The sequence below is a fragment of the Tabrizicola sp. M-4 genome (assembly GCF_051132405.1).
Classification (GTDB): Bacteria; Pseudomonadota; Alphaproteobacteria; order Rhodobacterales; family Rhodobacteraceae; genus Paragemmobacter.
On sequence record NZ_CP128606.1, the window covers coordinates 1,602,038 to 1,625,770 of the forward strand.

22 protein-coding genes are annotated in these 23,733 nt (G+C 66.8%); 7 read left to right on the forward strand and 15 right to left on the reverse strand.

Features of this window, described 5'->3' with window-relative positions; translation table 11 throughout:
- Position 1 precedes the first annotated feature (1 nt).
- The 8 genes from TabM4_RS07665 to TabM4_RS07700 all read right to left on the reverse strand — a co-directional run bounded on the left by TabM4_RS07665 (position 2) and on the right by TabM4_RS07700 (position 8,608).
- Complete coding sequence (locus tag TabM4_RS07665) at positions 2–1,126, reverse strand: iron-containing alcohol dehydrogenase (RefSeq protein ID WP_434620716.1); 1,125 nt, start codon at positions 1,124–1,126, stop codon at positions 2–4.
- Positions 1,123–2,049, reverse strand: coding sequence for a dihydrodipicolinate synthase family protein (locus TabM4_RS07670; protein WP_434620719.1), 927 nt, complete (start codon positions 2,047–2,049; stop codon positions 1,123–1,125). Before TabM4_RS07670 ends, TabM4_RS07665 begins: the two co-directional genes overlap by 4 nt.
- A gap of 2 nt (positions 2,050–2,051) precedes the next feature.
- Complete coding sequence (pdxA, locus tag TabM4_RS07675) at positions 2,052–3,008, reverse strand: 4-hydroxythreonine-4-phosphate dehydrogenase PdxA (RefSeq protein ID WP_434620722.1); 957 nt, start codon at positions 3,006–3,008, stop codon at positions 2,052–2,054.
- The gene (locus TabM4_RS07680) at positions 3,005–4,009 is read right to left on the reverse strand and encodes an ABC transporter ATP-binding protein (RefSeq protein ID WP_434620725.1); all 1,005 of its coding nucleotides are present in this window, start codon (positions 4,007–4,009) and stop codon (positions 3,005–3,007) included. Before TabM4_RS07680 ends, pdxA begins: the two co-directional genes overlap by 4 nt.
- The gene (locus TabM4_RS07685) at positions 4,006–4,998 is read right to left on the reverse strand and encodes an ABC transporter ATP-binding protein (protein WP_434620728.1); all 993 of its coding nucleotides are present in this window, start codon (positions 4,996–4,998) and stop codon (positions 4,006–4,008) included. The genes TabM4_RS07680 and TabM4_RS07685 overlap by 4 nt, the downstream gene beginning before the upstream one ends.
- Positions 4,995–5,948, reverse strand: coding sequence for an ABC transporter permease (locus TabM4_RS07690; protein WP_434620731.1), 954 nt, complete (start codon positions 5,946–5,948; stop codon positions 4,995–4,997). Before TabM4_RS07690 ends, TabM4_RS07685 begins: the two co-directional genes overlap by 4 nt.
- Positions 5,945–6,904 (reverse strand): ABC transporter permease, encoded by a 960-nt coding sequence (locus tag TabM4_RS07695; RefSeq protein WP_434620733.1) that lies wholly within the window; start codon positions 6,902–6,904, stop codon positions 5,945–5,947. Before TabM4_RS07695 ends, TabM4_RS07690 begins: the two co-directional genes overlap by 4 nt.
- Positions 6,905–6,973: 69 nt before the next feature.
- Positions 6,974–8,608 carry an ABC transporter substrate-binding protein gene (locus TabM4_RS07700; RefSeq protein WP_434620736.1) on the reverse strand — a complete coding sequence of 545 codons (1,635 nt, stop codon included), beginning with the start codon at positions 8,606–8,608 and terminating at the stop codon, positions 6,974–6,976.
- Positions 8,609–8,911: 303 nt separating this feature from the next.
- Between TabM4_RS07700 and TabM4_RS07705 the strand changes: the two genes are divergently transcribed.
- Complete coding sequence (locus TabM4_RS07705; protein ID WP_434620739.1) at positions 8,912–10,084, forward strand: sialidase family protein; 1,173 nt, start codon at positions 8,912–8,914, stop codon at positions 10,082–10,084.
- 165 nt (positions 10,085–10,249) lie between these two features.
- Here the strand turns inward: TabM4_RS07705 and TabM4_RS07710 are convergent, their stop codons facing one another.
- The gene (locus TabM4_RS07710) at positions 10,250–10,648 is read right to left on the reverse strand and encodes a hypothetical protein (protein WP_434620742.1); all 399 of its coding nucleotides are present in this window, start codon (positions 10,646–10,648) and stop codon (positions 10,250–10,252) included.
- Positions 10,649–10,739: 91 nt separating this feature from the next.
- On the opposite strand from TabM4_RS07710, the gene TabM4_RS07715 reads away from it, so the two are divergent.
- Positions 10,740–11,933: an FAD binding domain-containing protein gene (locus tag TabM4_RS07715; RefSeq protein ID WP_434620745.1), complete on the forward strand. Its 1,194-nt coding sequence runs from the start codon at positions 10,740–10,742 to the stop codon at positions 11,931–11,933.
- A 44-nt stretch (positions 11,934–11,977) separates the two neighbouring features.
- Here the strand turns inward: TabM4_RS07715 and TabM4_RS07720 are convergent, their stop codons facing one another.
- On the reverse strand, positions 11,978–12,622 hold the full coding sequence (locus TabM4_RS07720) for a glutathione S-transferase family protein (RefSeq protein WP_434620748.1): 645 nt from the start codon (positions 12,620–12,622) through the stop codon (positions 11,978–11,980).
- Positions 12,619–13,575, reverse strand: coding sequence for a cyclase family protein (locus tag TabM4_RS07725; RefSeq protein WP_434620751.1), 957 nt, complete (start codon positions 13,573–13,575; stop codon positions 12,619–12,621). The genes TabM4_RS07720 and TabM4_RS07725 overlap by 4 nt, the downstream gene beginning before the upstream one ends.
- 179 nt (positions 13,576–13,754) lie before the next feature.
- Here TabM4_RS07725 and TabM4_RS07730 point away from each other — a divergent pair, with 179 nt between their 5' ends.
- The 4 genes from TabM4_RS07730 (at position 13,755) to TabM4_RS07745 (ending at position 18,262) form a co-directional block, all read left to right on the forward strand.
- Positions 13,755–14,396, forward strand: a complete 642-nt coding sequence (locus tag TabM4_RS07730) for a TetR/AcrR family transcriptional regulator (protein WP_434620754.1) — start codon at positions 13,755–13,757, stop codon at positions 14,394–14,396.
- 151 nt (positions 14,397–14,547) lie between these two features.
- Positions 14,548–15,399 (forward strand): FAD binding domain-containing protein, encoded by an 852-nt coding sequence (locus tag TabM4_RS07735; RefSeq protein WP_434620757.1) that lies wholly within the window; start codon positions 14,548–14,550, stop codon positions 15,397–15,399.
- A complete protein-coding gene (locus TabM4_RS07740) occupies positions 15,396–15,887 on the forward strand; it encodes a (2Fe-2S)-binding protein (protein WP_434620760.1) in 492 nt (163 codons plus the stop codon). Before TabM4_RS07735 ends, TabM4_RS07740 begins: the two co-directional genes overlap by 4 nt.
- Complete coding sequence (locus tag TabM4_RS07745; RefSeq protein ID WP_434620763.1) at positions 15,884–18,262, forward strand: xanthine dehydrogenase family protein molybdopterin-binding subunit; 2,379 nt, start codon at positions 15,884–15,886, stop codon at positions 18,260–18,262. The genes TabM4_RS07740 and TabM4_RS07745 overlap by 4 nt, the downstream gene beginning before the upstream one ends.
- A gap of 176 nt (positions 18,263–18,438) precedes the next feature.
- On the opposite strand, the gene TabM4_RS07750 is transcribed toward TabM4_RS07745, so the two are convergent.
- Genes TabM4_RS07750 through TabM4_RS07765 form a run of 4 tightly spaced genes read right to left on the reverse strand, consistent with a single transcriptional unit; the run spans position 18,439 to position 22,399 of the window.
- A complete protein-coding gene (locus tag TabM4_RS07750) occupies positions 18,439–19,206 on the reverse strand; it encodes an SDR family NAD(P)-dependent oxidoreductase (protein ID WP_434620767.1) in 768 nt (255 codons plus the stop codon).
- Positions 19,203–20,513: a histidinol dehydrogenase gene (hisD, locus tag TabM4_RS07755; RefSeq protein ID WP_434620770.1), complete on the reverse strand. Its 1,311-nt coding sequence runs from the start codon at positions 20,511–20,513 to the stop codon at positions 19,203–19,205. Before hisD ends, TabM4_RS07750 begins: the two co-directional genes overlap by 4 nt.
- A gap of 36 nt (positions 20,514–20,549) precedes the next feature.
- Complete coding sequence (locus TabM4_RS07760; protein ID WP_434620773.1) at positions 20,550–21,866, reverse strand: TRAP transporter large permease; 1,317 nt, start codon at positions 21,864–21,866, stop codon at positions 20,550–20,552.
- Positions 21,866–22,399, reverse strand: a complete 534-nt coding sequence (locus tag TabM4_RS07765) for a TRAP transporter small permease (RefSeq protein ID WP_434620776.1) — start codon at positions 22,397–22,399, stop codon at positions 21,866–21,868. Before TabM4_RS07765 ends, TabM4_RS07760 begins: the two co-directional genes overlap by 1 nt.
- A gap of 244 nt (positions 22,400–22,643) precedes the next feature.
- Between TabM4_RS07765 and TabM4_RS07770 the strand changes: the two genes are divergently transcribed.
- Positions 22,644–23,711, forward strand: a complete 1,068-nt coding sequence (locus TabM4_RS07770; protein WP_434620779.1) for a C4-dicarboxylate TRAP transporter substrate-binding protein — start codon at positions 22,644–22,646, stop codon at positions 23,709–23,711.
- The last annotated feature ends 22 nt before the right edge of the window (positions 23,712–23,733 follow it).

Below are 23,733 nucleotides of genomic sequence, written 5' to 3' on the forward strand. Positions count from 1 at the left end.
GTCAGTAGGCCGCCTCGTAGATCGCCAGAACATCCCCGACCGACATGTCGCGGGGGTTGTTGTCCATCAGGCGGCGGATCCCATGCGCCTCGGTCGCCCATGCGGGAAGGTGGTCGCGCGTGGCGCCAAGGCGGGAGAGGTGCATCTCCACCCCAAGGTCGCGGCACCAGCGGGCGGCATCGTCACGCAGGGCAGCTTCGCTGTCATGGCGCAGGCCGAGGGCGGAGGCGATCTCGGCGGTCTTGGTGGCGACGACGGGTTGGTTGAAGGCGAGGACATGCGGAAAGATCACCGCATTGGCCAGCCCATGCGCCAGTTTCAGCCGCGTGCCCAGCGGATAGGCAAGGGCATGCCCTGCGGCGGTGTTGACAGGGCCAAGGCAGATGCCACCGTAATAGGCTGCAAGGAGGAGAGCCGCTCGCGCCTCGGCGTCGCTGCCATCGCGGACGGCGCGCGGCAGGTAGCGGGCGACGAGGCCGAAGCCCGTCCGGGCGTAGGTGTCGATCAGGGGATGGGCCTTGCGGTTGGTGAAGGCCTCCACGCAATGGGCCATGGCGTCGATCCCTGTCGCTGCCGTCACAGCGGGAGGGACCGAGAGGGTGAGGTCGGGGTCCAGTGCGACCATGTCGGGGATCAGGAATGGACTTTCGACGGCAACCTTGTTGAGCGTGGCCGCATCGGTGACGAGGGCGCGGATGCCCGCCTCGGACCCGGTTCCCGCCGTGGTGGGAACAAGGGCAAGGGCGTTCTGCCGCGCGGTGACGCGGCCCGACCCCACGATTTCGGGAAGGGTCTGGCCGGAGCGGAGGACGCTTACCAGTTTCGCCACATCCATCACCGACCCGCCGCCGAAGCCCACGACCAGATCAGGCGCTGCATCCGTTGCGGCGGCAAGGGCTGCGGCGAGGTTGTCGCTGTCGGGTTCGGGCTGGACCGCGTCGAAGACGGTGACCTTGCCGCGTAGGCCAAGACGATCGATCTGCGGCAGCATCGGGGGCTGCGTCAGAACGAGCATGTTGCGGAAGCCTTCAGCCTCGGCCCAGAGGCCAATCTGCGCCGCGCTGCCCGCGCCATAGTCGAAACGGCGTGGCTGGAAGATGCGGAGGGGGGAGGCGTAGTCGGTCATGCCGGGGCTCCGGGGTGGTTTGCGTCGATCTGGTCGAGGCGTTGAACAAGTTGCGCCTGCTCCTCGGGCGTGGTGGGAAGGAGGGGCGGCCTTGTGAGGGCCCAGCCGGGATGGCCGTGGCGGCGGGCGATCATGGCCTTGATGGCCGGGATCTGGACGTAGGAGTTCGACAGGTCGCGATAGGCGTTGATGCGGGCCTGAGCGGCGGCAACGCCGGCCTCCTGCGCGGGGTCCTGCGCGTGGCGGAAGATGAAGGCAAGGTCGCGGGCGACGAGGTTCGATGTGGCGGTGATGCAGCCCGCCCCGCCCATGCGCCGGAGCGGCAGCAAAAGCGGATCGGCCCCGGCGAGGATGGAGAAGCCGGGGAAGCGCGCGAGCATCGCCTCCATGTTCTCCAGCTTGCCTGCCGAGTCCTTGATGCCGATAACCGTATCCGGATAGGCGGCAAGGAGGCGGGCGATCAGGTCATGCCCGATGGCAAGGCCGGTCATCTGCGGGATGTGATAGAGGATGACGCGCAGGCGCGGGTCGGCGACGCCGTCGATCACGCGGGCATAGCTTTCGAAAAGGCCGTCATCGCTGACGCCCTTGTAGTAGAAGGGCGGCAGCATCACGACCGTGGTCACCCCGCAGGACAGGGCGTGGCGGGTCAGCGCGACGGTTTCGGGTATGTTCGCAAGGCCCGTTCCGGGCAGAAGTTGCGACGGCGCGAGGCCAGCGGCAAGGGCCGCCTCGAGGATGGTCCTGCGTTCGTCCGAGGAGAAAGAATTCGCCTCGCCCGTGGTGCCCAGAAGGGCCACGCCGTCGCAGCCATCCGTGATGAGGGCGCGGCAATGGGTGGCGAAGGCGTCGAGATCGGGCGACAGATCAGGAAGGAGGGGGGTGGCTGCGGCGCAGAAGACGCCGGCAAGGGCAGGGGACATGATCAGGGCTTCCGATGGGCGATGAGGCGCGCGGCATAGGCCAGCGCGTGGTCGAGGTTTCCGTTATCGGCGATGCCTTTGCCGGCGATGTCGAAGGCTGTGCCGTGATCGACCGAGCAGCGGTCGATGGGCAGGCCGACCGAGACGTTAACCGCCGTGTCGAAGGCCACGAGTTTGACCGGGATATGGCCCTGATCGTGATATTGCGCGACCACCAGATCGAAGGCCCCGGTATAGGCGCGATGGAAAAGCGTGTCGGCCGAGATCGGGCCCTGCACGTCGATGCCTTCGGCGCGGGCCGCGGCGACGGCGGGGGCGATCTGGTCGTCATCTTCGGTGCCGAAGAGGCCGCCCTCGCCGCAATGCGGGTTGATGCCCGCGACGGCGATCCGCGGGGCGGGGTTGCCAAGGCGCAGGAAATGGCGATGCCCGGCGCGGATCGTGGCCAGCACGCGTTCGGTCGTGGCCCGCCCGATGGCATCGCGGAGCGAGACATGGGTCGAGTTGTGGATCACCGACAGACGTTCCGAGGCCAGCAGCATGTGACAGGACGGGATGCCGGTCAGATGCGCCAGAAGGCCCGTATGGCCGTCATGGTGATGCCCCGCGGCATTGAGAGCGGCCTTGTTGATGGGGGCCGTCACGATGCAGCCGATGCTGCCTGCCAAGGCATCGCGGACGGCATGGGCGATGAATTGGTAGCAGGCCTCGCCGCAGCGCGAGTCGAGCTTGCCGAAGGCGGGCAGGGGGCCGGGGATGTCGACATGGTCCACGTCGAGGGACGCGATATCCAGCCCGGTGCGCAGGACGGTTTCGGCGGCGCCGAGGCTTTCGCGGTTGCCGTAGATGCGGATTCCCTGCCGTTGCGGCGCGGTCATCGCGGCAAGGGATTTCACGATGATCTCGGGGCCGACGCCGGCGGGATCGCCCATGGTGATGCCGATGAGGGGGGCTGTCATGCCGGGGTTTCCTCCCAGTTCGTTGCGGTGGGCGAGGTGACGGCGTGGCAGGCGGTGGCATGGCCCGGTGCCACTTCGCGGAGTGCGGGGACTGCCGTGCGGCAGAGGTCCCGCGCCTGCGGGCAGCGGGTGTGGAAGCGGCAGCCTGACGGCGGCGCAAGGGGCGAGGGCACCTCGCCCTGCAAGCGCTGCCGGGTGGTCGCGGTGCGCCGGTCGGTCGTGGGCACGGCGGAGAGGAGCGCGCGGGTATAGGGGTGCAGGGGGCGCGCAAAGAGCGCCTCGGCAGGGGCGAGCTCGGCAAGGCGGCCCAGATACATAACGCCGACCCGATCCGAGATGTGGCGGACCACGGCAAGGTCATGGGCGATGAAGAGATAGGTCAGCCGGTATTTCTGCTGCAGGTCGAGGAGGAGGTTCAGGATCTGCGCCTGCACCGAGACGTCGAGCGCGGAGATCGCCTCGTCGCAGACGATGAAGCGGGGTTGGCAGGCCAGCGCGCGGGCGATGGCGACGCGTTGGCGTTGGCCGCCGGAAAGTTCGTGCGGATAGCGGGTGGCGAAGCGTTCCGAAAGGCCCACATCGGCAAGCAGTTGGCGCAGCCTTTCGGGCAGCGCGGCCTTGGGGGCGAGGCCGTGGAACAGGATGGGTTCCGAGAGCGCCTCGCCGATCGTCATTCGGGGATTGAGGGTGGAATAGGGGTCCTGGAAGACGATCTGCAGGTCGCGGCGGAAGGGGCGCATCGCCTCGTCATCCAGCCGCGCGATATCGGTGCCCTTGTAGACGACCGACCCGGCGCTGGGCCGCTGGATGTTCAGCAGGCAATAGCCCGTCGTGGATTTGCCGCAGCCGGATTCACCCACGAGGGAGAGGGTCTCGCCCTCCACTATGTCGAGGCTGAGATCGTCGAGGGCATGGACGGTGGCCGCCCGGTCGCCGAAGGCGCCGAGGCGGACGGGGAATTCCTTGCGCAGGCCGCGCACCGAGAGGAGGGGGGCAGTCATGCGGCGGCCCCTTCCTTGGCGGTGACGAAGCAGGCGGCGCGGTGGCGCGGGTCGGACCCAGCGACGGGGCGCAGCCTTGGAACCTCGGTCTGGCAGGCAGCGACGGCGAGGGTGCAGCGCGGGGCGAAGGGGCAACCTGCGGGTCGGCGGCCCGGTTCCGGCGGGGTGCCGCCGATGGAGGGAAGGCGCGACATGGGCCTGTCGGTGAGGGTGGGCAGAGAGGCGAGGAGGCCGCGCGTATATGGATGCGTGGGGCGTTCGAAGATCAGGTCGACCGGCGCATCCTCGACCACGGTTCCGGCATAGAGGACGGCGATCCGGTCGGCCAGACCTGCGATGAGGGCGAGGTCATGGGTGATCCAGACCACCGACATGCCGAGCCTGTCCTTCAGGTCGCGCACCAGATCGACGATCTGGGCCTGTATCGTCACATCCAGAGCCGTGGTCGGTTCGTCCGCGATCAGGAGGCGGGGGGAACCGGCAAGGCCGATGGCGATCATCACCCTCTGGCGCATCCCGCCCGAGAGTTCGTGCGGATAGGCCATGAGCCTTTCGCGCGGCGAGGGGATGCCGACCAGTTCCAGAAGGTCGCCCGCCTTGGCCATGGCAGCGGGCTTGTCCAGGCCCGTCTGGTAGATCAGCGCCTCGGCGATCTGGTCGCCTATGCGCATGACGGGGTTCAGGCTGGTCATCGGGTCCTGGAAGATGAAACCGATCTGCGCGCCTCGGATCTTGCGCAGCTCGGCCGGTGAGAGGCGGAGCAGGTCGCGCCCGGCGAAATGCGCCGTGCCCCCGGTGGCGCGGATGCGATTGGGCAGCAGGCCCACCAGCGACAGCATCGTCAGGCTTTTGCCGCAGCCGGACTCGCCCACGATTCCAAGGGATTCCCCTTCGAGGATCGAAAGGTCGATGCCGTCGACGACGCGGGCGGGGCCGCTGTCGCGGTCGATGTCGATGGTCAGGCCGTTGATGTCGAGAAGGGCGGTCATTTCTGCCCCTTGGGATTGAGGGCGTCGTTCAGCCCGTCGCCGAGGAAGTTGAAGGCCACGGTGACGATGGCAAGGACGGCGGCGGGGGCCAGCAGCAGATGGGGGTAGTTGGTCCAGACCCGAAGGCCGTCTGAGATCATGTTGCCCCAGCTTGGCGTGGGCGGGTTGACCCCGATGCCAAGGAAGGAGAAGGCGCTTTCCAGCACCATCGCGGTGCCGAGGCCCGCCGAGACGGCGACGATCAGGGGGCCCACCGCATTGGGCAGGATGTAGCGCATCAGGATGATCCGGTTCGTCAGGCCAAGGGCGCGGGCCGCCGTGACATAGGGGCGGTTGCGGATCGACAGGACCTGCGCGCGGACGAGGCGCGCATAGGGTGGCCACGAGATCAGCGCCATGGAGCCGAAGACAAGCACGAAGTCGATGATGGCCGAGTTGCGGTAGATGGGGTTCATCGTCTCCATGTAGCGGGCCTCCATCCACAGGGTGATGGGTTGTTTCAGAGAGGCGTTGATCACCACCACGAGAAGGAGTTGCGGCACCGACATCGTCATGTCCGTGACCCACATCAGCGCCTTGTCGAAGCGCCCGCCGTAGAAGCCCGCGATGGCCCCGAGGACCACGCCGATGAACAGCGCCACTGCCGTGACGAGGACCGCCACTAGGAAGGCCGTGCGCGCGCCGTAGATCACGCGAGACAGGACGTCCCGGCCAAGGTCATCGGTCCCGAAGGGATGGGCGAGGGAAGGGGGCAGGTTGCGGGCGTCGAGGTTCTGGCTGAGGAAATCATAGGGCGTGAGCCATGGCCCGAAGGCCGCGACGAAGACCAGTAGCATCAGGATGGCAAGCCCTGCCACGGCAAGGCGGTTGCGCCGCAGCCTGCGCCATGCGTCCTTCCACAGGCTGGTGGGGCGGTCATCGGTGGGGGTGATCACGGGTCCAGCGGTCACAGCCTTGCCCCCTTGGGATCGGTCGCGCGCGGGTCAAGGACGGGATAGAGCAGGTCGACCAGCAGGTTCGAGGCCATGACGAGGAAGGACCCGATCAGCGTGACCGCAAGGATGACGGGATAATCGGAATTGATCAGCGCCTGCACCGTCAGCCGCCCGAGGCCGGGCAGGCCGAAGACGAGTTCGACGAAGATCGCGCCATTGACGATGGTGATCATGATCAGGCCCAGTTGCGTGACCACCGGGGTCAGCACGGGCCGCAGGATGTGGCGGAGCGCCACGACATGTTCGGGCACGCCCTTGGCGCGGGCGGTGCGGACGAAATCCTCGGTCATCACGTCGATCACGGCGGCGCGGGTCTGGCGGATGATCAGGGCGATAGGCTGGAAGGACAGCACGATGAGCGGCAGGATGATCTTGACCGAGAAGAGGCCGCCCCAGCCATAGGGCACCGCGCCGTCGGGCAGGATTGCCAGCAGCATCACCATGAGGAGCGGCCCCGCGACATAGGCCGGGATCGCCCAGAGCGTGACCGCAGAGCCGAGGATCAGGTAATCGATGCGGCTGTTCTGGTTCATGCCCGCAATCATGCCCAGCGGGATGGCGACGAGGGCGGTCACGACCATCGCCATGAGGCCGAGCAGGAAGGAGACGGGGGCCGCGGCAGAGATCATCGCCCAGACGGAACGGCCTGAAAACAGGGAGTTGCCGAAATTGCCCTGCACGAGGTTCAACAGGTAGTTGCCGAACTGTACGAGGAAGGGCTGGTTGAGGCCCGCCTGTTCGCGGATCGCCTCGATCTTGACGGGGTCATAGGCGACGTCACCGGGGGCGCGCAGGAAGATCAGCTTGATCGGGTCGCCCGCCCCGTAGAAGGCCAGCGCATAGACGCCCAGCATCACGAGGATGACCGAGGGAATCCACAGCAAAAGGCGGCGGAGGATGTAGAGGATCATCGAGGCGGCATCCGATGCGGAAAGGGGCGGGCAAGGACCGGCCTTGCCCGCCGCGCTGTCGTTTCAGGCTCAGGCGATGGAGATCGCCCAAGGGGCCACGACCTGCCAGTCGAGGTTCTTTTCCATCCCAGCGACATTGGCCGAAGCCCAGCGCGACATGGTCTGCTTGTACCACGGGATGAAGCAGAAATCGTCGCGGAACAGACGCTGCGCCTCTTGCGCGAGGGCGATGCGGGCCGGGTCGTCCGAGGGCTTGGTCAGGGCCTCGGCGATGAGGGCATCCACCTTGTCGTTCTTGTAGGACATCTTGCCCGTGGCGTTGCCGGAACTGGATGCGATGGAGCCTGCCAGATAGCTTGCCGCATCCGGGACGCGGGTGCCGACGTCGTCGCGGAAGATCTGGATCGCGTTCTGGTCGGGGCCGGAATACTGATCCTGCTGGGGTTTCATGTCGACGGCGGTGATGCCGAGGTTCTGCCGCCACTGTTCGGCGATGTATTGCGCCGCCGCCTCGTTCGCGGGGCTGGAGATGCCGACGAACATGATCTTGGGAAGGCGTTCCGGGCCGCCATAGCTCGATTCAGCCAGTAGTGCCTTGGCGCGTTCGGGATCGAACGGGTAGGGGGTGAAGGCCGGGTCATCGGCACCGGGGACGGCGTTCATCACGCTGTCGGTCTTCTGGTGCGGGCCATCGGGGAAGGAGGCCTTGATCAGGCCGTCACGATCCACGGCAAGGATCAGCGCCTCGCGCACCTTGGGGTCGTCCATCGGGGCGCGGGCGGTGTTGAACCAGAAATGCTGCGAGGTCGGGATTTCCGGCCCGGCGGCGAATTCCGGCCCGAGGTCCTGCACGATGGTGGAGGTGACGAGTTCGGTATGGGCCTGATATTCGCCCGAAGCCAGCATCTGGGTGGCGGTGACGTTGTCTTCCACCGCGGTCAGTTCGATGCGGGCGAGTTTCGGGGCGGGGCCGAAGAAATTGGGGTTCGGCAGCCAGACAAGTTCGCCGGTGTCGAGATTGGCGGAGTCGAGCATGAAGGGGCCGGAGGTCGCGCCATTGGCGGCGAGGAAGAAATCCGGCACCTCGTTGCCGTCGGCGCCGCGGGCGACCGAGACCTTGACGATCGGGGCGATGTGGTTGGCCAGACGCTGGAAGAAGATCGGGTCGGGCGCGGCGAGGGTGACGGTGAGGGTCGCGTCGTCATTGGCGACGATGCCCGAAATGTCGGTTGCCGAGCCGTCCTTGACCGCGCCATAGCCCGCGACGCCCGCCAGCACCTGATCGATGCGCTGGTTCTGAGTGCCGGGTATGGCCGAGAGTTCCCACGACCCTTTGACGTCGCCCGCCGTGATGGCGCTGCCATCGGCGAATTTGGCGTCGGGGTTGACCTTGAGCGTCCAGGTCAGGAAGTCGGCCGAGGGCGTCCATTCCGTCAGGACATAGGGCTGGATTTCGCCTTTTTCGTTGAAATACATGGCGCTGGCGTTCCAGACGGAGTTCCAGCGATAGGGCACGCCGCCGCCGCGCAGGGGCGACCAGTCCTGCGAGAAGGCGGGGTTGATCGCCTTGAGGACCTGCCCCTCCTGCGCCATGACGATGCGTGCGCCGGGGCCGAAGGCCGCGATGGCGACCGCAGAGCCGAGGCCAAGCTTCAATGCGCCACGACGCGTCAGGCCGCTGCGCTCTCCCTTGTTGGTTTTCATTGGTTCCCTCCCAAACGGTATGCCGACGGCCCGCGCCACGATGGCGACTCCTCCGGTCCGGGTGTCTGCGGGGAAAATGGAACAGCTTCGGGGTATCATGTCAACTTGTTAATAAAAGATTGCCGTCTGTCTGTTTGCCGGGAAAGGGAGAAGTTAAAAATGAATTAAAAACAATATTTTGTGTCTGAATCTGTCTTGATGGTGGTCGATCCGCATTTTGACAACTTGTAATTTGAGTCTTGCGCGGTCAGGGATTCATCGGCTGAATTCATTGCCAAAGGGTTGATGCTGAGGGCGGCGAAGATGATGCGGGCGATGCGTCCGGGTGAGCTTTCACCCGCGGAAACAGAAGGTTACATGGACGGCCACCTGCGGCTCCATGCGGTGGAGGGCGACCGGGTGGAGGCGATGTTGCCATCGCCCTGCGTGCAGAATCACGCGGCCAACCTGTGCTGGCTGCCGGATGGCACGCTGGCCTGCGTCTGGTTCGGTGGCACGATGGAGGGGATGGGGGATATCTCTGTCTGGATGTCGCGGCTGGCACCCGGATCGGCACAGTGGAGCGAGGCGGAGCGGCTGAGCGACCGGGCGGACCGGTCGGAACAGAACCCGGTGCTGTTCGTGGCACCCGATGGCGATGTCTGGCTGTTCCACACCTCGCAACCCGGGGGGCGGCAGGATGAATGCGAGATCCATTTCAGGCGGTCGCGAGACGGGGGGCGGAGCTTTGGCGCGGCGGCGCGGCTGGGTGAGTTCAAGGGGATATTCGTGCGGCAGCCGCCGCTGATCGGGCCGGGGGGCGAGTGGCTGCTGCCCGGTTTCCGCTGTGTGACGCCGCCGGAAGGGCGGTGGAACGGGTCGCTTGACGGGGCGGTGATGTTGGTGTCGCGGGATGGTGGCGCGACATGGGAGGCGCGGGATGTGCCGGACAGTCTGGGGGCGGTGCATATGAACCCGGTTCCCGCGCAAGGCCCTGTGATGCCTGCCTTTTACCGGGACCGCTTTGCCCGTTGCGTGCGGCGGAGCCTGTCGCGGGATGGCGGTCTGACATGGTCTACGCCGGGGGATACGGACCTGCCGAACAACAATTCCTCGGTACAGGCGGTGCGTCTGGCGGATGGGCGGGTGGCGCTGGTGGGCAACCCTGTGAATGCCGCGATGTCGGATCAGCGGCGGGCCTCGCTTTATGACGAGATCGAGGGGGAGGAGGGAGCCTCGGGCGGCGCGACGGGCGGTGGGGCGGTTTGGGGCGTGCCGCGCGCGCCGCTGGTTCTGGCACTGTCATCGGATGACGGGGCGAGCTTTCCCGAGCGGCGGGTTCTGGAGGAGGGGAGCGGCTATTGCCTGACGAACAACTCGAAGGACGGGTTGAACAAGGAATATTCCTATCCGTCGATCCTGCCCGGCCCGGACGGGGCGCTGCACATCGCCTATACCTACCACCGGCGGGCGATCAAGTATGTCTGCCTGCGGTGACGGCGGGGGTTTCCGGGGCAGCGCGCTGTGGGTTAACCCTTGGCCTTTTCAAGGGGTTGCCCCTGACGGGACCGTTCCGCGAGTTGTGCCGTATTCTGTGCCGCAAACTGTACATACGCGCGGCGGCGGAAAAGGGCGTTAACCAATCCGTGCCGCGCGGGCGACTCAGAGCAGGGGCGGGTTGGCGCTGCCGAAGAATTCCACCGTGGTGAAGCACAGGACGCCGTCGCCGATATTCTCCAGATCATGGGTCATCGACTCGCCCGCTTCGAAATGGAAGTGGCGGGTGTCGCCCAGTTCATAGGTCACCTCGGCCACCCGCCCGTCGGAATAGCGCGAGCGGGCGCGGCCCGGCGTGGTGGCCGTCCAGAAGTAATCCTGCACATGGGTGTGGAAGGGCAGGCGTTCGCCGGGCTGCAATTCGATCAGCCAGACGCGGACGCGGTCGCTTTCCGACACGATCCGGCTGCCGACGCGGCCATTGCTGCGGCCTTCCTCGAGTTCGGCCAGAAGGGTGGGGGTCCAGTGCGGGCCTTCGAAGGCCGTGGTCTGAGGGGCGGTCATCGCATTCTCCGGTTGGACATTGCTTCTTGTCTCTGGTTTCTTATTTATAGTGCGATAAATAGTGTGTGGCCAGAGGAAAGGGAGGGACGGGATGACGGGGAAGGCGCTGGTCTGTGGCGGATCCATCGGCGGGCTGTTCGTGGCGGCGGCGCTGCGGCGGCGCGGCTGGCAGGTGGAGGTGTTCGAGCGGACGGCGGTGGAGCTGTCGGGGCGCGGGGCGGGGATCGTGACGCATGACGTGCTGAACGCGGCGCTGGAGGCGGTGGGCGTGGACATGTCCGATCTGGGCGTTGCGGTGGAGGACCGGGTGACATGGGATCTGGCGGGGCGCGAGGTGGGCCGGATGCGCCTGCCGCAGGTGGTGACGTCTTGGGACCGCATTCATAGGGGGCTGCGGCGGTTGATGCCGGAGGGGACACATCACCTTGACCGGGGGGTGACGGGCTATGCGCAGGACGCGGATGGTGTGACCCTGCGCTTTGCCGATGGGTCGGAGGCGCGGGGTGATGTGCTGGTGGGGGCGGACGGGTTCCGGTCGGCGATAAGGGGGCAGATGCTGCCCGAGGTGCAGCCCGTCTATTCCGGCTATGTCGTCTGGCGCACGCTGGCGCATGAGGCCGATCTGCCCGCGCAGGTGCGCGACGAGGTGTTCCCGCATTTCGGGTTCCATCTGCCGACGGGCGGGCAGTTCGTGGGATATCCTATCGCGGGAGTGGAGAATGACCTGCGACCGGGGCATCGGCGGTATAATTTCGTCTGGTACATGCCTGTGGAGGCGGGCCGTCTGCGCGACATGCTGACGGATGGCGCGGGGGTGCTGCATTCCGTGTCGATCCCGCCGCCCTTGGTGCGCGAGGATGTGGTGGCGGCGATGAAGGCCGAGGCGGAGGCGCGGCTGGCGCGGCCCTTTGTCGAGATCCTGCGGGTGAGCGAGCGGCCTTTCTTCACGCCGATCTATGATCATGTTTCGCCGGTGATGGCGGAGGGTCGGGTGGCGCTGGCCGGGGATGCGGCCTGCGTGGCGCGGCCCCATGTGGGGATGGGCGTGACCAAGGCCGCCTGCGATGCGCTGGCCTTGGCGCGGCATCTGGACGGGGCGGGCGATGTGGCGGCGGCGCTGGCGGCCTATTCCGCCGAACGGGTGCCGGAGGCCGAGAAGGCGTGGTCGCGGTCGCGGCGGCTGGGAACCTATCTCTTCGACGAACCGCCGGGGGGGAATGCGGATGGCGCGAACAACCGTCATCTGGACGCGATCATGCGCGAAACGGCGGTTATGGTGGATTGAGGAGGGGGTGCGGGGGGCCGGATGCGGCCCCCCCCGCGTCCGGTTCAGACGCGGAGTTCTTCGTAGCTGGTGGCGATATGGGCCTGCCAGTGGGGGCGCGCCTGAAGGCGCGCGACCCATGCGGCGACCTTGGGTTCGGCCGCGATCAGGTCGGGGGCAAGGTCGTTCAGGCGATACATCAGGCTGCCTGCCGCCACGTCGGCCATGCTGAAATCGGCACCGGCGAGGCGGCCTTGATCATCGATCCCCCGGGCGAGTTCGGTCAGCGCGGCGGCGATGTCCTTCTTCGCCGCCTCCTGTGCCGGGACGCTGCGCTGATCGGCAGGGGTGCGGACCAGTTGCCAGAACAGCCGGATGAAGGGCGGTTGCAGCACGGTCGCGGTGAAGTCGAGCCATGAGTCCGACGCGGCCATGGCGGCGGGTGTGGCCAGCGACAGGGCATGGCCCTTGGGCGCGTGATAAAGCCCCAGATGGCGCAGGATGGCATGGCTGTCCCAGATGGCGAGGGGGCCGTCCTGCAGGACCGGCACCTTGCGGGTGGGCGTCAGGGCCGCGAATTCCGGGCTGTCGGTGCCGCCGTAGCGGCCACCGACGATGCGGTGTTCGTAGGGGATGCCCAGTTCGGCCAGCGCCCAGAGCGGTTTTTGCACATTGGCCGAGCTTGCGCGGCCCCAGAGGATGAGGGTCATTTGATTGCCTGCGGGTTGATGGGAGAGCCTGCCGCGCCCGGGATGTGCAGGGGCGGGGCGGTGAAGAAGAATTCGTAGACGCCGTCGGCGGCGCAATCCTCGGCCAGTTCCTTGACGTAGAAGATTTCGCCCATGGAAATGCCGATGGCGGGGATGACGACCCAGTGCCAGGGCTGGTTCGCCTCGTCGCATTCGTTGGGGCGGACCTCGCAGCCCCAAGTATCGGCGCAGATCGCGGCGATGTCGTGCTGGCGGATCCAATAGGCGGTCTCGAAGGCGAGGCCGGGGGCGTCACCGCCGGCATAGCCCGTCCAGTCGGCGGCGGCGAGGCAGCGTTCCTGATGGCCGGTGCGTATGATGACGAAGTCGCCCTTGCGGATTTCAACGCCCTGCGCCGCCGCGCAGCCGTCGAGATCGGCATTGGTGACGGGATAGCCGTCGGGCAGGCTGTCCAGCCCCTTCCAGCGGGCGATGTCCAGCAGGACGCCGCGACCCACCATCTTGTCGCGGACATGTTCGATGCCGAGACGGGCGGCACCGGCGACCGTCACATCGGTGGCCGGGTAGCCGTTGTACATCTTGTCGTCGAGGAAGATGTGGCAGAGCGCGTCCCATTGCGTGGAGCCCTGACAGGGCAGGTTGATCGCGTCATCGGCGTAGCGGAGGTATTTCTGCCCGTCACCATCCTGCGCGCCATGGACGGCATCGGTGCCGGTGGCGAGCATCTGGTGGATCATGTTCCAGCGCCCGCCGAACAGGCCGGACTGGATCTTCTCCTTAAGGTTCAGGCCGAGGGCGAAGGTCTTGCCCTTGCGGATGAGGCCCGCCGCGCGGACCACATCTTCGGGCGTGATGTTGTTCAGCGTGCCGATCTGGTCATCCGGCCCCCAGCGGCCCCAATTCGAAAGCTCTTTAGCGGCCTTGTAGATATCGTCGCGGGTGTATTTCGCCATGGCCATCCTCCCCTTGTCGTCCGGCGTTATTTATCGACTGAAAAATAAAACGGAGGGCGCGTCAATGGGGGCGGGGCGGCGGATGGGAAACTTTCCCCGAAACTTGCCGGGTGGGGGCGGAATTTGTTATCAAATGATAAAAGGTGGCCTGTGCGGTCTGTGCGGAAGGGTGTGGTGCGATGAAGGATGAACGGCCGGAAGGGGCGGAGAGGCCGCGCAGGCGGCGGCTGCCTTCGGACGAGCGGCGGCAGGAATTCGTCACGCGGGCGGTGGAATTCTTTGCCGAGGAGGGTTTCGAGAGTTCGACGCGCGGTCTGGCCAAGCGGCTGGGCGTGACGCAGCCGCTGCTCTACCGCTATTTCCCCAGCAAGGAAGACCTGATCCATGAGGTCTATGAGACGGTCTATGTGAACCGGTGGCGGTCGGAATGGGCCGGGCTGATCGGGGATCGGTCGCGGCGGCTGGAGGATCGGCTGAACGAGTTCTACAACGCCTATACGGATGTGATCTTCAACCGGGAATGGATGCGCATCTATCTGCTTTCAGGGTTGAAGGGCGTGGATATCAACCGCCGCTACATGCAGTTGGTGCGGCAGCGCATCCTTGAACCCATCGTGCGCGAGGCGCGGGCCGAGGCGGGGTTGCCGGAGGCCGCGCCGCGCGATGACGAGGTGGAATTCGCCTGGGTCATGCACGGGGGCATCTTCTATTACGGGGTGCGCGACCTGATCTATGAAAGCTGCGTCTCGGCCGACAAGGCGCAGGTCATCGCGGATGCGGTGGCGGCCTTCCTGCATGGGCTGGCGGCGAAGCGCGGCTGAACCTGTTCCGACCTGACCGAAGGGCTGGCCCGTTTCCGGGGGTGGAAACGGGCTTGCCAGATGTTGCGCGGCGGTTAAGTTATAGGTCGATAAACAACGGGGAGTCGTCGCGGCAGGAGGGCTGCGGGTGGTCCCCGGCCGGGGAGGGCGCATGAAGGCGGCGGATTTCGGGTATCGGCGACCGGGGCGGCTGGAGGAGGCGCTGCGGGCGCTGGCCGAGGGCGAGGGGGGGGCCATGGCCCTTGCCGGGGGGCAGAGCCTGATGCCCATGATGAATTTCCGCGTGGCGGCACCGGAGGTGCTGGTCGATCTGGGCGGGATCGCGGAGTTGCGGGGCATCCGCGACGCGGGCGACCGGCTGGTGATCGGGGCGATGACGCGCTGGGCGGAGTTGATGGCCTCGGAGGTGATCGCGGCGGAGGTGCCGCTTCTGGCGCGCGCCTTGCCCGAGATCGCGCATCCGGCCATCCGCAACCGGGGCACGATCGGGGGGTCGGTCGCGCTGGCGGACCCGGCGGCGGAGGCGCCTGCGGTTCTGCTGGCGCTTGAGGCGGAGGTGGTGTTGCAGAGCCTTGCCGGTGAGCGGCGGGTGGCGGCGGCGGAGTTCTTCCTTGGCCATTATGACACCGCGCGGGAACCGGAGGAGTTGATCGTTGCGCTGGAGGTGCCGAAGGCGGGCGGTCTGCGCTGCGGGTTCCATGAGATCGGGCGGCGGCATGGGGATTTCGCGTTGGCCGGTGCGGCGTTGGCCGTTGCGGTGGCGGAGGGGCGGATGACAGAGGCGCGGATCGCGCTGTTCGGCGTGGCCGACCGGGCCTTGCGCGCAGGTGCCGCCGAGGCGGCGCTGCGCGGGGCCGTGGTGGGGGATGGCACGGCGCTGGACCGGGCGGTTGCGGCGCTGGGGGAGATTGATTTCGCGGGGGATATCCATGCCTCGGCCGAGATGCGGCGGCATTTGGCGGGTGTGGCCCTGCGGCGGGCATGGGCGGAGGCGGTGCAATGACGGCGGCTGTGGTGACGGGGACGGCGCGGCTGACCTGCCGGGTGAATGGCGAAGAGGTGCGGGCCGATGTGCCGGTGCGGCGGAACCTGCTGGATTTCCTGCGGAACGATTTGGGCCTGACGGGCAGTCATGCGGGCTGTGAGCATGGGGTCTGCGGGGCCTGCACCATCCTTGTGGATGGCGTATCCGTGCGGGGCTGCCTGATGCTGGCCGTGCAGGCCGAGGGCTGCGAGGTGGTGACGGTGGAGGGGCTGGCCGATAGCGGGCGGTCGGCGGCACTGGCGGCGGCCTTCACCGCGCGGAATGCGCTGCAATGCGGGTTCTGCACGCCGGGGATGATCGCCTCGGCGCTGGAATATATCGAAGGAGGCGGGGGGGCGGATCGCGCGGCGATCCGGGCGCATCTGTCGGGGAATTACTGCCGTTGCACGGGCTATCAGGCCATCGTGGATGCGGTCTGCGACGTGATCGGGGGGGCGGGGAAATGACGGGGCCTGCGACGATCTTCGACCGTCCCAACCGCTATATCGGCAAAGCCGAGCCGCGCGCGGATGCGGCGCGGCTGTTGGCGGGGCGGGGGCGCTATGTCGATGACATCCAACTGCCGCGCATGGTTCATGCGGCCTTCCTACGCAGCCCCCATGCCCATGCGCGGATCGTATCGCTGGACGTGGCGGAGGCGCGGGCGATGCCCGGTGTCCTGGCGGTCTGGACAGGGGCCGAGATGGCGGCGCATGTGACGCCTTGGGTTGGCGTGCTGACCCATTTGGCGGGGCTGCGGTCGGCCCCGCAGCACGCGCTGGCGGTGGATGTGGTGCGCTGGCAGGGGGAGCCGGTGGCGATGGTGGTGGCCGCCACCCGCGCCGAGGCGGAGGATGCGGTGGAGCGGATCGAGGCGGAGTATGAGCCGATCCCCGCCGCCGTGCGGATGGAAGAGGCGCTGTTGCCGGATGCGCCGGTGATCCACCCGGAATTCGGTTCGAACCTGGCCTGGGAGCGGCGGGTGGAGACGGGGGATATGGCCGCCGCCATGGCGGCGCCGGGGGTGACGGTGGTGGAGCGGACCTTCCGCTTTGGCCGCCATACGGGTGTCACGCTTGAACCCCGCGCGACGGTGATGGAGTATGATCCGGCGGAGGATCGGCTGACCATGCATTATTCGGGGCAGGCCCCGCATATGATGCAGGTGATCCTGTCGCGGCATCTGGGGATACCGGAGGAGAATATCCGCATCGTCGCAAACGATGTGGGCGGCAGTTTCGGGATCAAGATCCACACCTATGGCGACGAGATCGCGGTGGGGGCGGCGGCGCGGCTGCTGCGCCGTCCGGTGAAGTTCGTGGCGGACCGGATGGAGAGTTTCCAGACCGACATCCATGCCCGCGACCATGTGGTGACGGGGCGGATCGGCTTGCATCCCGACGGGCGCATCGCGGGGCTGGAGATCGACGATCTGACGGGGATCGGGCCGTTTTCGATGTATCCCCGCACCTCGGCCATCGAATGCAATCAGGTGTTGAACCTTACCGGGGCGCCCTATCGGATGGAGGCGTATCGCGCGCGCGGGCGGGTGGTGTTCCAGAACAAGAACCTGATGTGCCAGTATCGCGCGGTGGGGCATCCCATCGCCATGGCGGTGGCGGACGGTCTGCTGGACGAGGCGGCGCGGGCGGCGGGGATGGACCCGGTGGTGATCCGGCAGCGGAACCTGATCGCGGATGACGCCTATCCCATGACCTCGGCGTCGGGCATGAAGCTGGATGATCTGTCGCATCAGAAAACGCTGGCCAAGCTGGTGGAGGTGATGGGCTATGATGCCCTGCGGGCCGATCAGGCGGCGGCGCGGGCGCGGGGGGTGCATCGCGGCATCGGCATCCTGTCGATGGTGGAGGTGACGAACCCTTCGCCCATGTTCTATGGGGTGGGCGGTGCGCCGATCGCCAGTCAGGACGGGGCGACGGTGCGGCTGGATGCCGGGGGGGCGCTGCATATCTCGTCTTCCGTGACGGAGCAGGGGCAGGGGACGAATGCCATCCTTGCCCAGATCGCGGCGGGGGTGTTCGGCGTCGATATCGGCCGGGTGAAGGTGACGACGGGGGACACGGCGACGGTGCCTTATGGCGGCGGCACATGGGCATCGCGCGGGGCGGGGATCGGCGGCGAGGCGATGCTGCTGGCGGCCCATGCGTTGAAGGAACAGGTGCTGGCGGTGGCGGGCGTCATGTTGCAGGCGGGGGTGGAGAGCCTTGATATCCGCGAAGGCCGCGTCGTGGATGCCGCGACCGGGGCCGAGCGGATGGGATTGGCCGATCTGGCGCGCACGGTCTATTACCGGGGGAACGAACTGCCTGCCGACCTGGCGCCGGAACTTGTGGCGACGCGGCATTACCGGGTGACGGATATGCCCTTTGTCTTCACCAATGGCGCTATGGCGGCCTATGTGGAGGTGGATACCGACACGGGCTTTATCAAGGTGCTGGGGTTCTGGGCGGTGGAGGATTGCGGGCGGGTCATCAACCCGATGCTGGTCGATGAACAGGTGCGCGGCGGCGTGGTGCAGGGGATCGGCGGGGCGCTGTATGAGGAATGCCTTTACGACGACGAGGGGCAGCTTTTGAACACGACGATGGCGGATTATCTGGTGCCGATGGCCGCCGAGATGCCGGATATCGTGGTGGCCCATGTGGAGACGCCCACCAAGACATCCGTCCTTGGCGCGAAGGGCGCGGGTGAGGCAGGGACGGGCGGCGCGCCGGGGGCGATCCTGAACGCGGTGAACGATGCGCTGGCCCCGCTGGGCGCGAGCGTCTGGCAGATGCCCATCACGCCGGAGCGGGTGCTGCGGGCGCTTGGGACGATCTGACGGGTGGTGTGTTACGGGGCTGCCCTGCCGTTGAGGCGCGCGCTGTGATCAGGCGCGGCGGGGTGAGGGGAGTGGGCGGTCATCGCGCGCGGGCGCGGATAAGGCCGGAGCTTGTGGCAAGGATCACGCTGAGGGTGGGGCGGGATCAACCGCCCCTTCCCAGTGATGCGGGCGGATCACTCTGCCGTCCAGCCGCCATCAACAATCAGGTGGGTGCCGGTGATCAGGGCGGCGGCGTCGGAGGCGAGGAAGGTGATCGGTCCCATGAGATCCTCCACCTCGCCCAACCGGCCGAGTTTGATCTTGGACAGAATCCACGCCTTGCGTTCGGGGTTTTTCAGCGTCTGTTCGGCAAGGGGCGTGCGGATGAAGGTGGGGCAGAGCGTGTTGACGCGGATGCCCTGGGCCGCCCATTCCAGCGCCATGGCCTTGGTCATCCCTTCGAGCGCGTGTTTGTTGGCGCAATAGACAGCACGATCCGGGCCGCCGACATGGCCCATCTGGCTGCTGACATTGATCAGGCTGCCGGGTTTTCCGGCGGCGATCAGGCCGCGTGCCACCTCGCGCGTCAGGAAATAGGCCGCGCGGAGGTTGAGGGTCATGGCGGCATCGTAATCCTCGGGCGTGGTGTCGAGCGCCGGGGAATGGCGGGCAAGGCCTGCGGAATTCACGAGGATGTCGAAGGGGCCGCTGGCCGCCACCATGGCGGCGGTGGCGGCAAGATCGGTGATGTCGAGCGCGGTCGCGTCCGCCTGCGCGCCGGTGGCGCGGAGCGCGTCGCGGAGCGTTTCCAACTCAGCCGGGCGGCGGGCGACGAGGTGGACCTGCGCCCCCGCCTCGGCCAATGCGGCGGCGGCGGCGAGGCCGATGCCGGAGGATGCCCCCGTCACCAGCGCGCGACGCCCGTCAAGGCGGAAGGAGGGGGTGCGGGGCAGCGCGGTCATTCCGCCGCCGCCCCATAGGCCACATTGCGCCCGCCATAGCGGCGCACGCGGATGTTGCACTGTTCGGCATGGCCGACGAAGCCTTCGAGCATGCAGAGACGCGATCCGTAGGCGCCGATCATGGCCGCCGCCTCATCCGTCGTGACCTTTTGATAGCTGTGGGTCTTCAGGAACTTGCCCACCCAGAGCCCGCCCGTGTAGCGGCCCGCCTTTTTCGTCGGCAGGGTGTGGTTGGTGCCGATCACCTTGTCGCCATTGGCGACATTGGTGCGCGGGCCGAGGAAGAGCGCGCCATAGCTGTGCATGTGCTCGAGGAACCAGTCGTCGCGGTCCGTCATCACCTGCACATGTTCGGAGGCGATGAAATTCGCCTCGGACAGCATTTCTTCATAGGTGTCGCAAAGAACGACTTCGCCATAGTCGCGCCAGCTTGCCCGTGCCGTTTCGGCGGTGGGCAGTATGGCCAGCAGGCGGTCGATTTCGGCCATCGTCGCCTCGGCCAGCTTGCGGGAATTGGTGATGAGGACGGCGGGCGAGTTGTAGCCGTGTTCGGCCTGACCCAGAAGGTCGGTGGCGCAGAGTTCGGCATCCACGGTGTCATCGGCGATGACCATGGTTTCGGTGGGACCGGCGAAGAGGTCGATGCCGACGCGGCCGAAAAGCTGACGCTTGGCTTCGGCCACATAGGCGTTGCCGGGACCGACGAGCATATCGACGGGCTTGATCGTTTCGGTGCCGATGGCCATGGCGCCGACGGCCTGCATCCCCCCCAGCACGTAGATTTCATGCGCGCCGCCCATATGCATGGCGGCGACGATGGCGGGATGGGGTTCACCCTTGACCGGCGGGGCGGATGCGATGATGCGCGGCACGCCCGCGACCGAGGCGGTCAGCACGGACATATGGGCGGAGGCGACCATAGGAAACTTGCCCCCCGGCACGTAGCAGCCCACGGATTGCACGGGGATGTTGCGGTGGCCGAGGATCACGCCGGGGAGGGTTTCCACCTCGATATCCTGCATGGAGGCGCGCTGGGCCTGGGCGAAGCGGCGGATCTGATCCTGGGCGAAGCGGATATCCTCCATGTCGCGGGGGGCGACCTTTTGGATGGCGGCGTCGATCTCCGACTGGGTCAGGCGGAAGGAGGGGGGGCTGTATTTGTCGAACTTCGCGGACAGGTCGCGGATGGCGGCATCGCCGCGCTTTTCGATGTCGGACAGGACGGATTCGACCGTGGCACGGACGGCGGCGTCGTCTTCGGCGCGCTGGTCGGCGGGCTTGCCGCGTTTCAGGTAGGTGATGGTCATGGGGTTCCCCTTTCGACGGTCAGGGGGCGCCCCGCGTCACATCATGACGCGGGGAAGCCAGTTGGCGAGCGGCGGGATCAGCAGGACGAGGAACGCCGCCATGAGGATGAGGAGGAAATAGGGCGTGGCGCCGGTGAAGATCTTAGACAGCGTAGCTGTGGGATCGCCCACTGACCCGCGCACGGTGTAGACGAGGATGCCGAAGGGAGGCGTCAGGAGGCCCGCTTCGATCACGAGGATGCCGAAGATCGCGAAGGCGAGCGGGTCGATCCCCATGGCCATCGCCAGCGGCGCGAAGATCGGCACGGTGAGCAGGATGATCGAGACGGAGTCGATCAGCATCCCGAGGACGAGCCAGATCAGCGCCATCAGCAGAAGGATCATCGTGGGCGACAGGTCGGCCCCGAGGAACAGCCCTTGGATGTAGTTGACGCCGCCGCCCATGGCGAGGAGGCGGGAATACATCTGCGCGGTGATCAGCAGGATCATGATGGGCGCGGTGGTGCGGCCCGCCTGAAAGAGCGAGTCCATGAACTCCTTGCCGCGCATCCCCTTGATGAAGCCGATGATCAGCGCGCCGACCGCGCCGAAGGCGGCGGCTTCGGTGGGCGTGAAGGAACCCGTCCAGATGCCGCCGATCACCAGCAGGACAAGGGCGAGGATGCCGAGGCCGCCGACCAGTTCCGACCGCCTTTCGGCGGGGCTGGCCGGGGTGGCGGGGGCCTCGAAGCTGGGCGCGATGGCGGGGTTGCGGCTGGCCGCTATGATGACATAGGCCGCGAAGAGGGCAGCGAGCAGCAGCCCCGGCACGATGCCCGCGACGAAGAGGGCGCCCACGCTCATTTCCGTCAGGATCGCCCAGACGATCAGGAGCACGGAGGGCGGGATCAGCATGCCGAGGCAGGCCGATCCGGCGACGACGCCAAGCGCGAAGCTTTGCTTGTAGCCGGCCTTACGCATTTCCGGATAGGCGATGCGCGAGAAGGCGGCGGCGGCGGCGATGGAGACGCCGGTGACGGCGGCGAAGATCGTGTTGCCCGCGATGGTGGCGATGGCGAGGCGGCCAGAGACGCGGCGGAGCGCCCGGTCGCAGAGGCGGTAAAGGTCGCCCGCCGCGCCGGAGCGCGAGATGAAATCGCCCATCAGTACGAAGAGCGGGATGACGGCGAAGATGTCCTTGCGGATCGCCTCATAGGCCGTGAGGCCGAGGATCGACAGTGCGATGTCGAGATTGCCCATCATCAGCCAGACGCCGAGGAAGGAACAGGCGGCCAAAGCCACGGCGATGTGGAAGCCCCCGAGGATCAGGAGGATCAGGAGGCCGAGCATCCAGAGAACGATATCGCCACCCATCACGCATTCCCCCCGCGTTCGGAGCCGCGGATGGCACCCGCGGCCTCTTCTTCGTTCAACAGGCGACCGGCGAGGTCGAGGGCGATCATCCACAGATAGGCAAGGAGTGTGAGGGCCGAGAGGACGATGATGATGCCGCGCACGGGCCATGTCGGAACGCGCAAGGCTCCCTCGCCTTCATATTCGCCAATGCGATAGGCTGTGAGGAATTCCGGCCAGCTTGCTGCGACGAGAGCGGCGAAGAGGGCGGCGCCCAGAAGGGCCGCCAGCACGCGCATCAGGCGGCGCAGGACGGGCGGAAGGAGACCCACGAGGATGGGCGTGCGCAGCATGGAGCCGGAATAGACGGCCAAGGGCAATTGCAGGAAGGTGATCGCAACCACCGAATTTTGCAGGATTTCCTTGGTTCCCGGCACGGGCGCGTTGAAGAGGCCGCGCCCCAGCGCATCGGCGCAGACCGTGAAGGCCAGCGCGAGAATCCAGAAGCAGGATAGGATATGTAACCCCCGTGCGAGGGTGATATTCGCGTTCATGGAGCCCTCCCCGACCCTGACGCTATGCGCAATGGCGTTGGACGCTAATCCAAGATCGGAGCGGGTCAAGAGCAAATTAGCGTTCGATAAATAAGATTGCCAATCCGCGAATCTCAGTCTTGACCGGATAGCGATTCTGTGTGGAGATGCTTTCGTTTAGCAAACGATAAATAAGCGGTGCGAGGCTGGCAGGGGCGGGGAGGCCCCTTCGCTTCCGCTTGTCTGCAAAAGGGAGGACTGCTGGATGACGACGCGTTTTGCTGGGATGATGCTGGGTGTTGCGGCGCTGGCGCTTGCGGCTCCGGCGGCGGCGGAGACGTTCACGCTGCGGATCGGGGCGGGGCACCCGAACGGGCCGACTGTCTATGTCAACGACATGGCGGATTTCTTCGTGCCCGAGGTGAAGCGCCGGGTGGCGGAAGAGACGGAGCACGAGATCGAATTCGTCGAAGGCTATGGCGGGGCCATCGCCGGGGTGGCGGATGTGTTCGAATCCGTGCAGAGCGGCCTTCTGGACATCGGCGGGTTCTGCATGTGCTTCGAGACGTCGAAGCTGTTCGTGCACAACTTCCCCTATTACGCGCCTTTCGGGCCGCAGGATTCGGTGCAGGCGATGCAGACCGTGCGGCAGGTCTACAACGAGGTGCCCTTCCTGACCGAAGCCTTCGAGAAGGATTACGGGCAGGTTCTGCTGGGGCTGCATGGCTGGGACAACTATCACCTCGGCACGGTGGAGCCGTGGTCCACGCTGGAGGACCTGCAGGGCGTGAAGATCGCGGGGGCCGGGCCGAACCTGCCTTGGCTGGAGACGGCGGGGACGGTGCCGGTGCAATCGGCGCTGCCGGATGGGTACATGTCGATGCAGACCGGGGTCTATTCCGGGTGGATCATGTTCCCGTCGGGCTATCTGGGGTTCAAGTTCCATGAGCCGGCGCCGAATTTCACGCTGATCGGGTTCGGCGCGATGGGGGTGAACGTCCTGACGATGAATTCCGCTTCGCTGTCGCGGCTGCCGGAGGATGTGCAGGCGATCATCCGTGAGGTGGGCGCACAATACGAGGCGAATGCCGGCGCAAACCTGAACGCTGCGCAGGAGCGGGGTCTGGCGGGTCTGGCCGAGGCCGGGGCGAACATCGTGGAGTTGGCACCCGAGGCGCGGCAGGCTTGGGCCGAGACGCTGGCCGATTTCCCGGCGCGGATGGCAGCGGATGGCGACAGCCGTGGCCTGCCGGCATCGGAGGCGCTGAAGGCCTATATCGCGGCGGTGAGTGCTGCGGGCTATGACTGGCCGGTGGATTACGTGATCGAGTGATCCGCAACAGGGGCGCGCGGGC

Bases quoted from the DNA above. Each gene is read 5' to 3' on its own strand.
- TabM4_RS07665 (WP_434620716.1), bottom strand. From the start codon at position 1,126: ATGACCGACTACGCCTCCCCCCTCCGCATCTTCCAGCCACGCCGTTTC.
- TabM4_RS07670 (WP_434620719.1), bottom strand. From the start codon at position 2,049: ATGTCCCCTGCCCTTGCCGGCGTCTTCTGCGCCGCAGCCACCCCCCTC.
- pdxA (WP_434620722.1), bottom strand. From the start codon at position 3,008: ATGACAGCCCCCCTCATCGGCATCACCATGGGCGATCCCGCCGGCGTC.
- TabM4_RS07680 (WP_434620725.1), bottom strand. From the start codon at position 4,009: ATGACTGCCCCCCTCCTCTCGGTGCGCGGCCTGCGCAAGGAATTCCCC.
- TabM4_RS07685 (WP_434620728.1), bottom strand. From the start codon at position 4,998: ATGACCGCCCTTCTCGACATCAACGGCCTGACCATCGACATCGACCGC.
- TabM4_RS07695 (WP_434620733.1), bottom strand. From the start codon at position 6,904: ATGATCCTCTACATCCTCCGCCGCCTTTTGCTGTGGATTCCCTCGGTC.
- TabM4_RS07700 (WP_434620736.1), bottom strand. From the start codon at position 8,608: ATGAAAACCAACAAGGGAGAGCGCAGCGGCCTGACGCGTCGTGGCGCA.
- TabM4_RS07705 (WP_434620739.1), top strand. From the start codon at position 8,912: ATGATGCGGGCGATGCGTCCGGGTGAGCTTTCACCCGCGGAAACAGAA.
- TabM4_RS07710 (WP_434620742.1), bottom strand. From the start codon at position 10,648: ATGACCGCCCCTCAGACCACGGCCTTCGAAGGCCCGCACTGGACCCCC.
- TabM4_RS07715 (WP_434620745.1), top strand. From the start codon at position 10,740: ATGACGGGGAAGGCGCTGGTCTGTGGCGGATCCATCGGCGGGCTGTTC.
- TabM4_RS07720 (WP_434620748.1), bottom strand. From the start codon at position 12,622: ATGACCCTCATCCTCTGGGGCCGCGCAAGCTCGGCCAATGTGCAAAAA.
- TabM4_RS07725 (WP_434620751.1), bottom strand. From the start codon at position 13,575: ATGGCGAAATACACCCGCGACGATATCTACAAGGCCGCTAAAGAGCTT.
- TabM4_RS07730 (WP_434620754.1), top strand. From the start codon at position 13,755: ATGAAGGATGAACGGCCGGAAGGGGCGGAGAGGCCGCGCAGGCGGCGG.
- TabM4_RS07735 (WP_434620757.1), top strand. From the start codon at position 14,548: ATGAAGGCGGCGGATTTCGGGTATCGGCGACCGGGGCGGCTGGAGGAG.
- TabM4_RS07740 (WP_434620760.1), top strand. From the start codon at position 15,396: ATGACGGCGGCTGTGGTGACGGGGACGGCGCGGCTGACCTGCCGGGTG.
- TabM4_RS07745 (WP_434620763.1), top strand. From the start codon at position 15,884: ATGACGGGGCCTGCGACGATCTTCGACCGTCCCAACCGCTATATCGGC.
- TabM4_RS07750 (WP_434620767.1), bottom strand. From the start codon at position 19,206: ATGACCGCGCTGCCCCGCACCCCCTCCTTCCGCCTTGACGGGCGTCGC.
- hisD (WP_434620770.1), bottom strand. From the start codon at position 20,513: ATGACCATCACCTACCTGAAACGCGGCAAGCCCGCCGACCAGCGCGCC.
- TabM4_RS07760 (WP_434620773.1), bottom strand. From the start codon at position 21,866: ATGGGTGGCGATATCGTTCTCTGGATGCTCGGCCTCCTGATCCTCCTG.
- TabM4_RS07765 (WP_434620776.1), bottom strand. From the start codon at position 22,399: ATGAACGCGAATATCACCCTCGCACGGGGGTTACATATCCTATCCTGC.
- TabM4_RS07770 (WP_434620779.1), top strand. From the start codon at position 22,644: ATGACGACGCGTTTTGCTGGGATGATGCTGGGTGTTGCGGCGCTGGCG.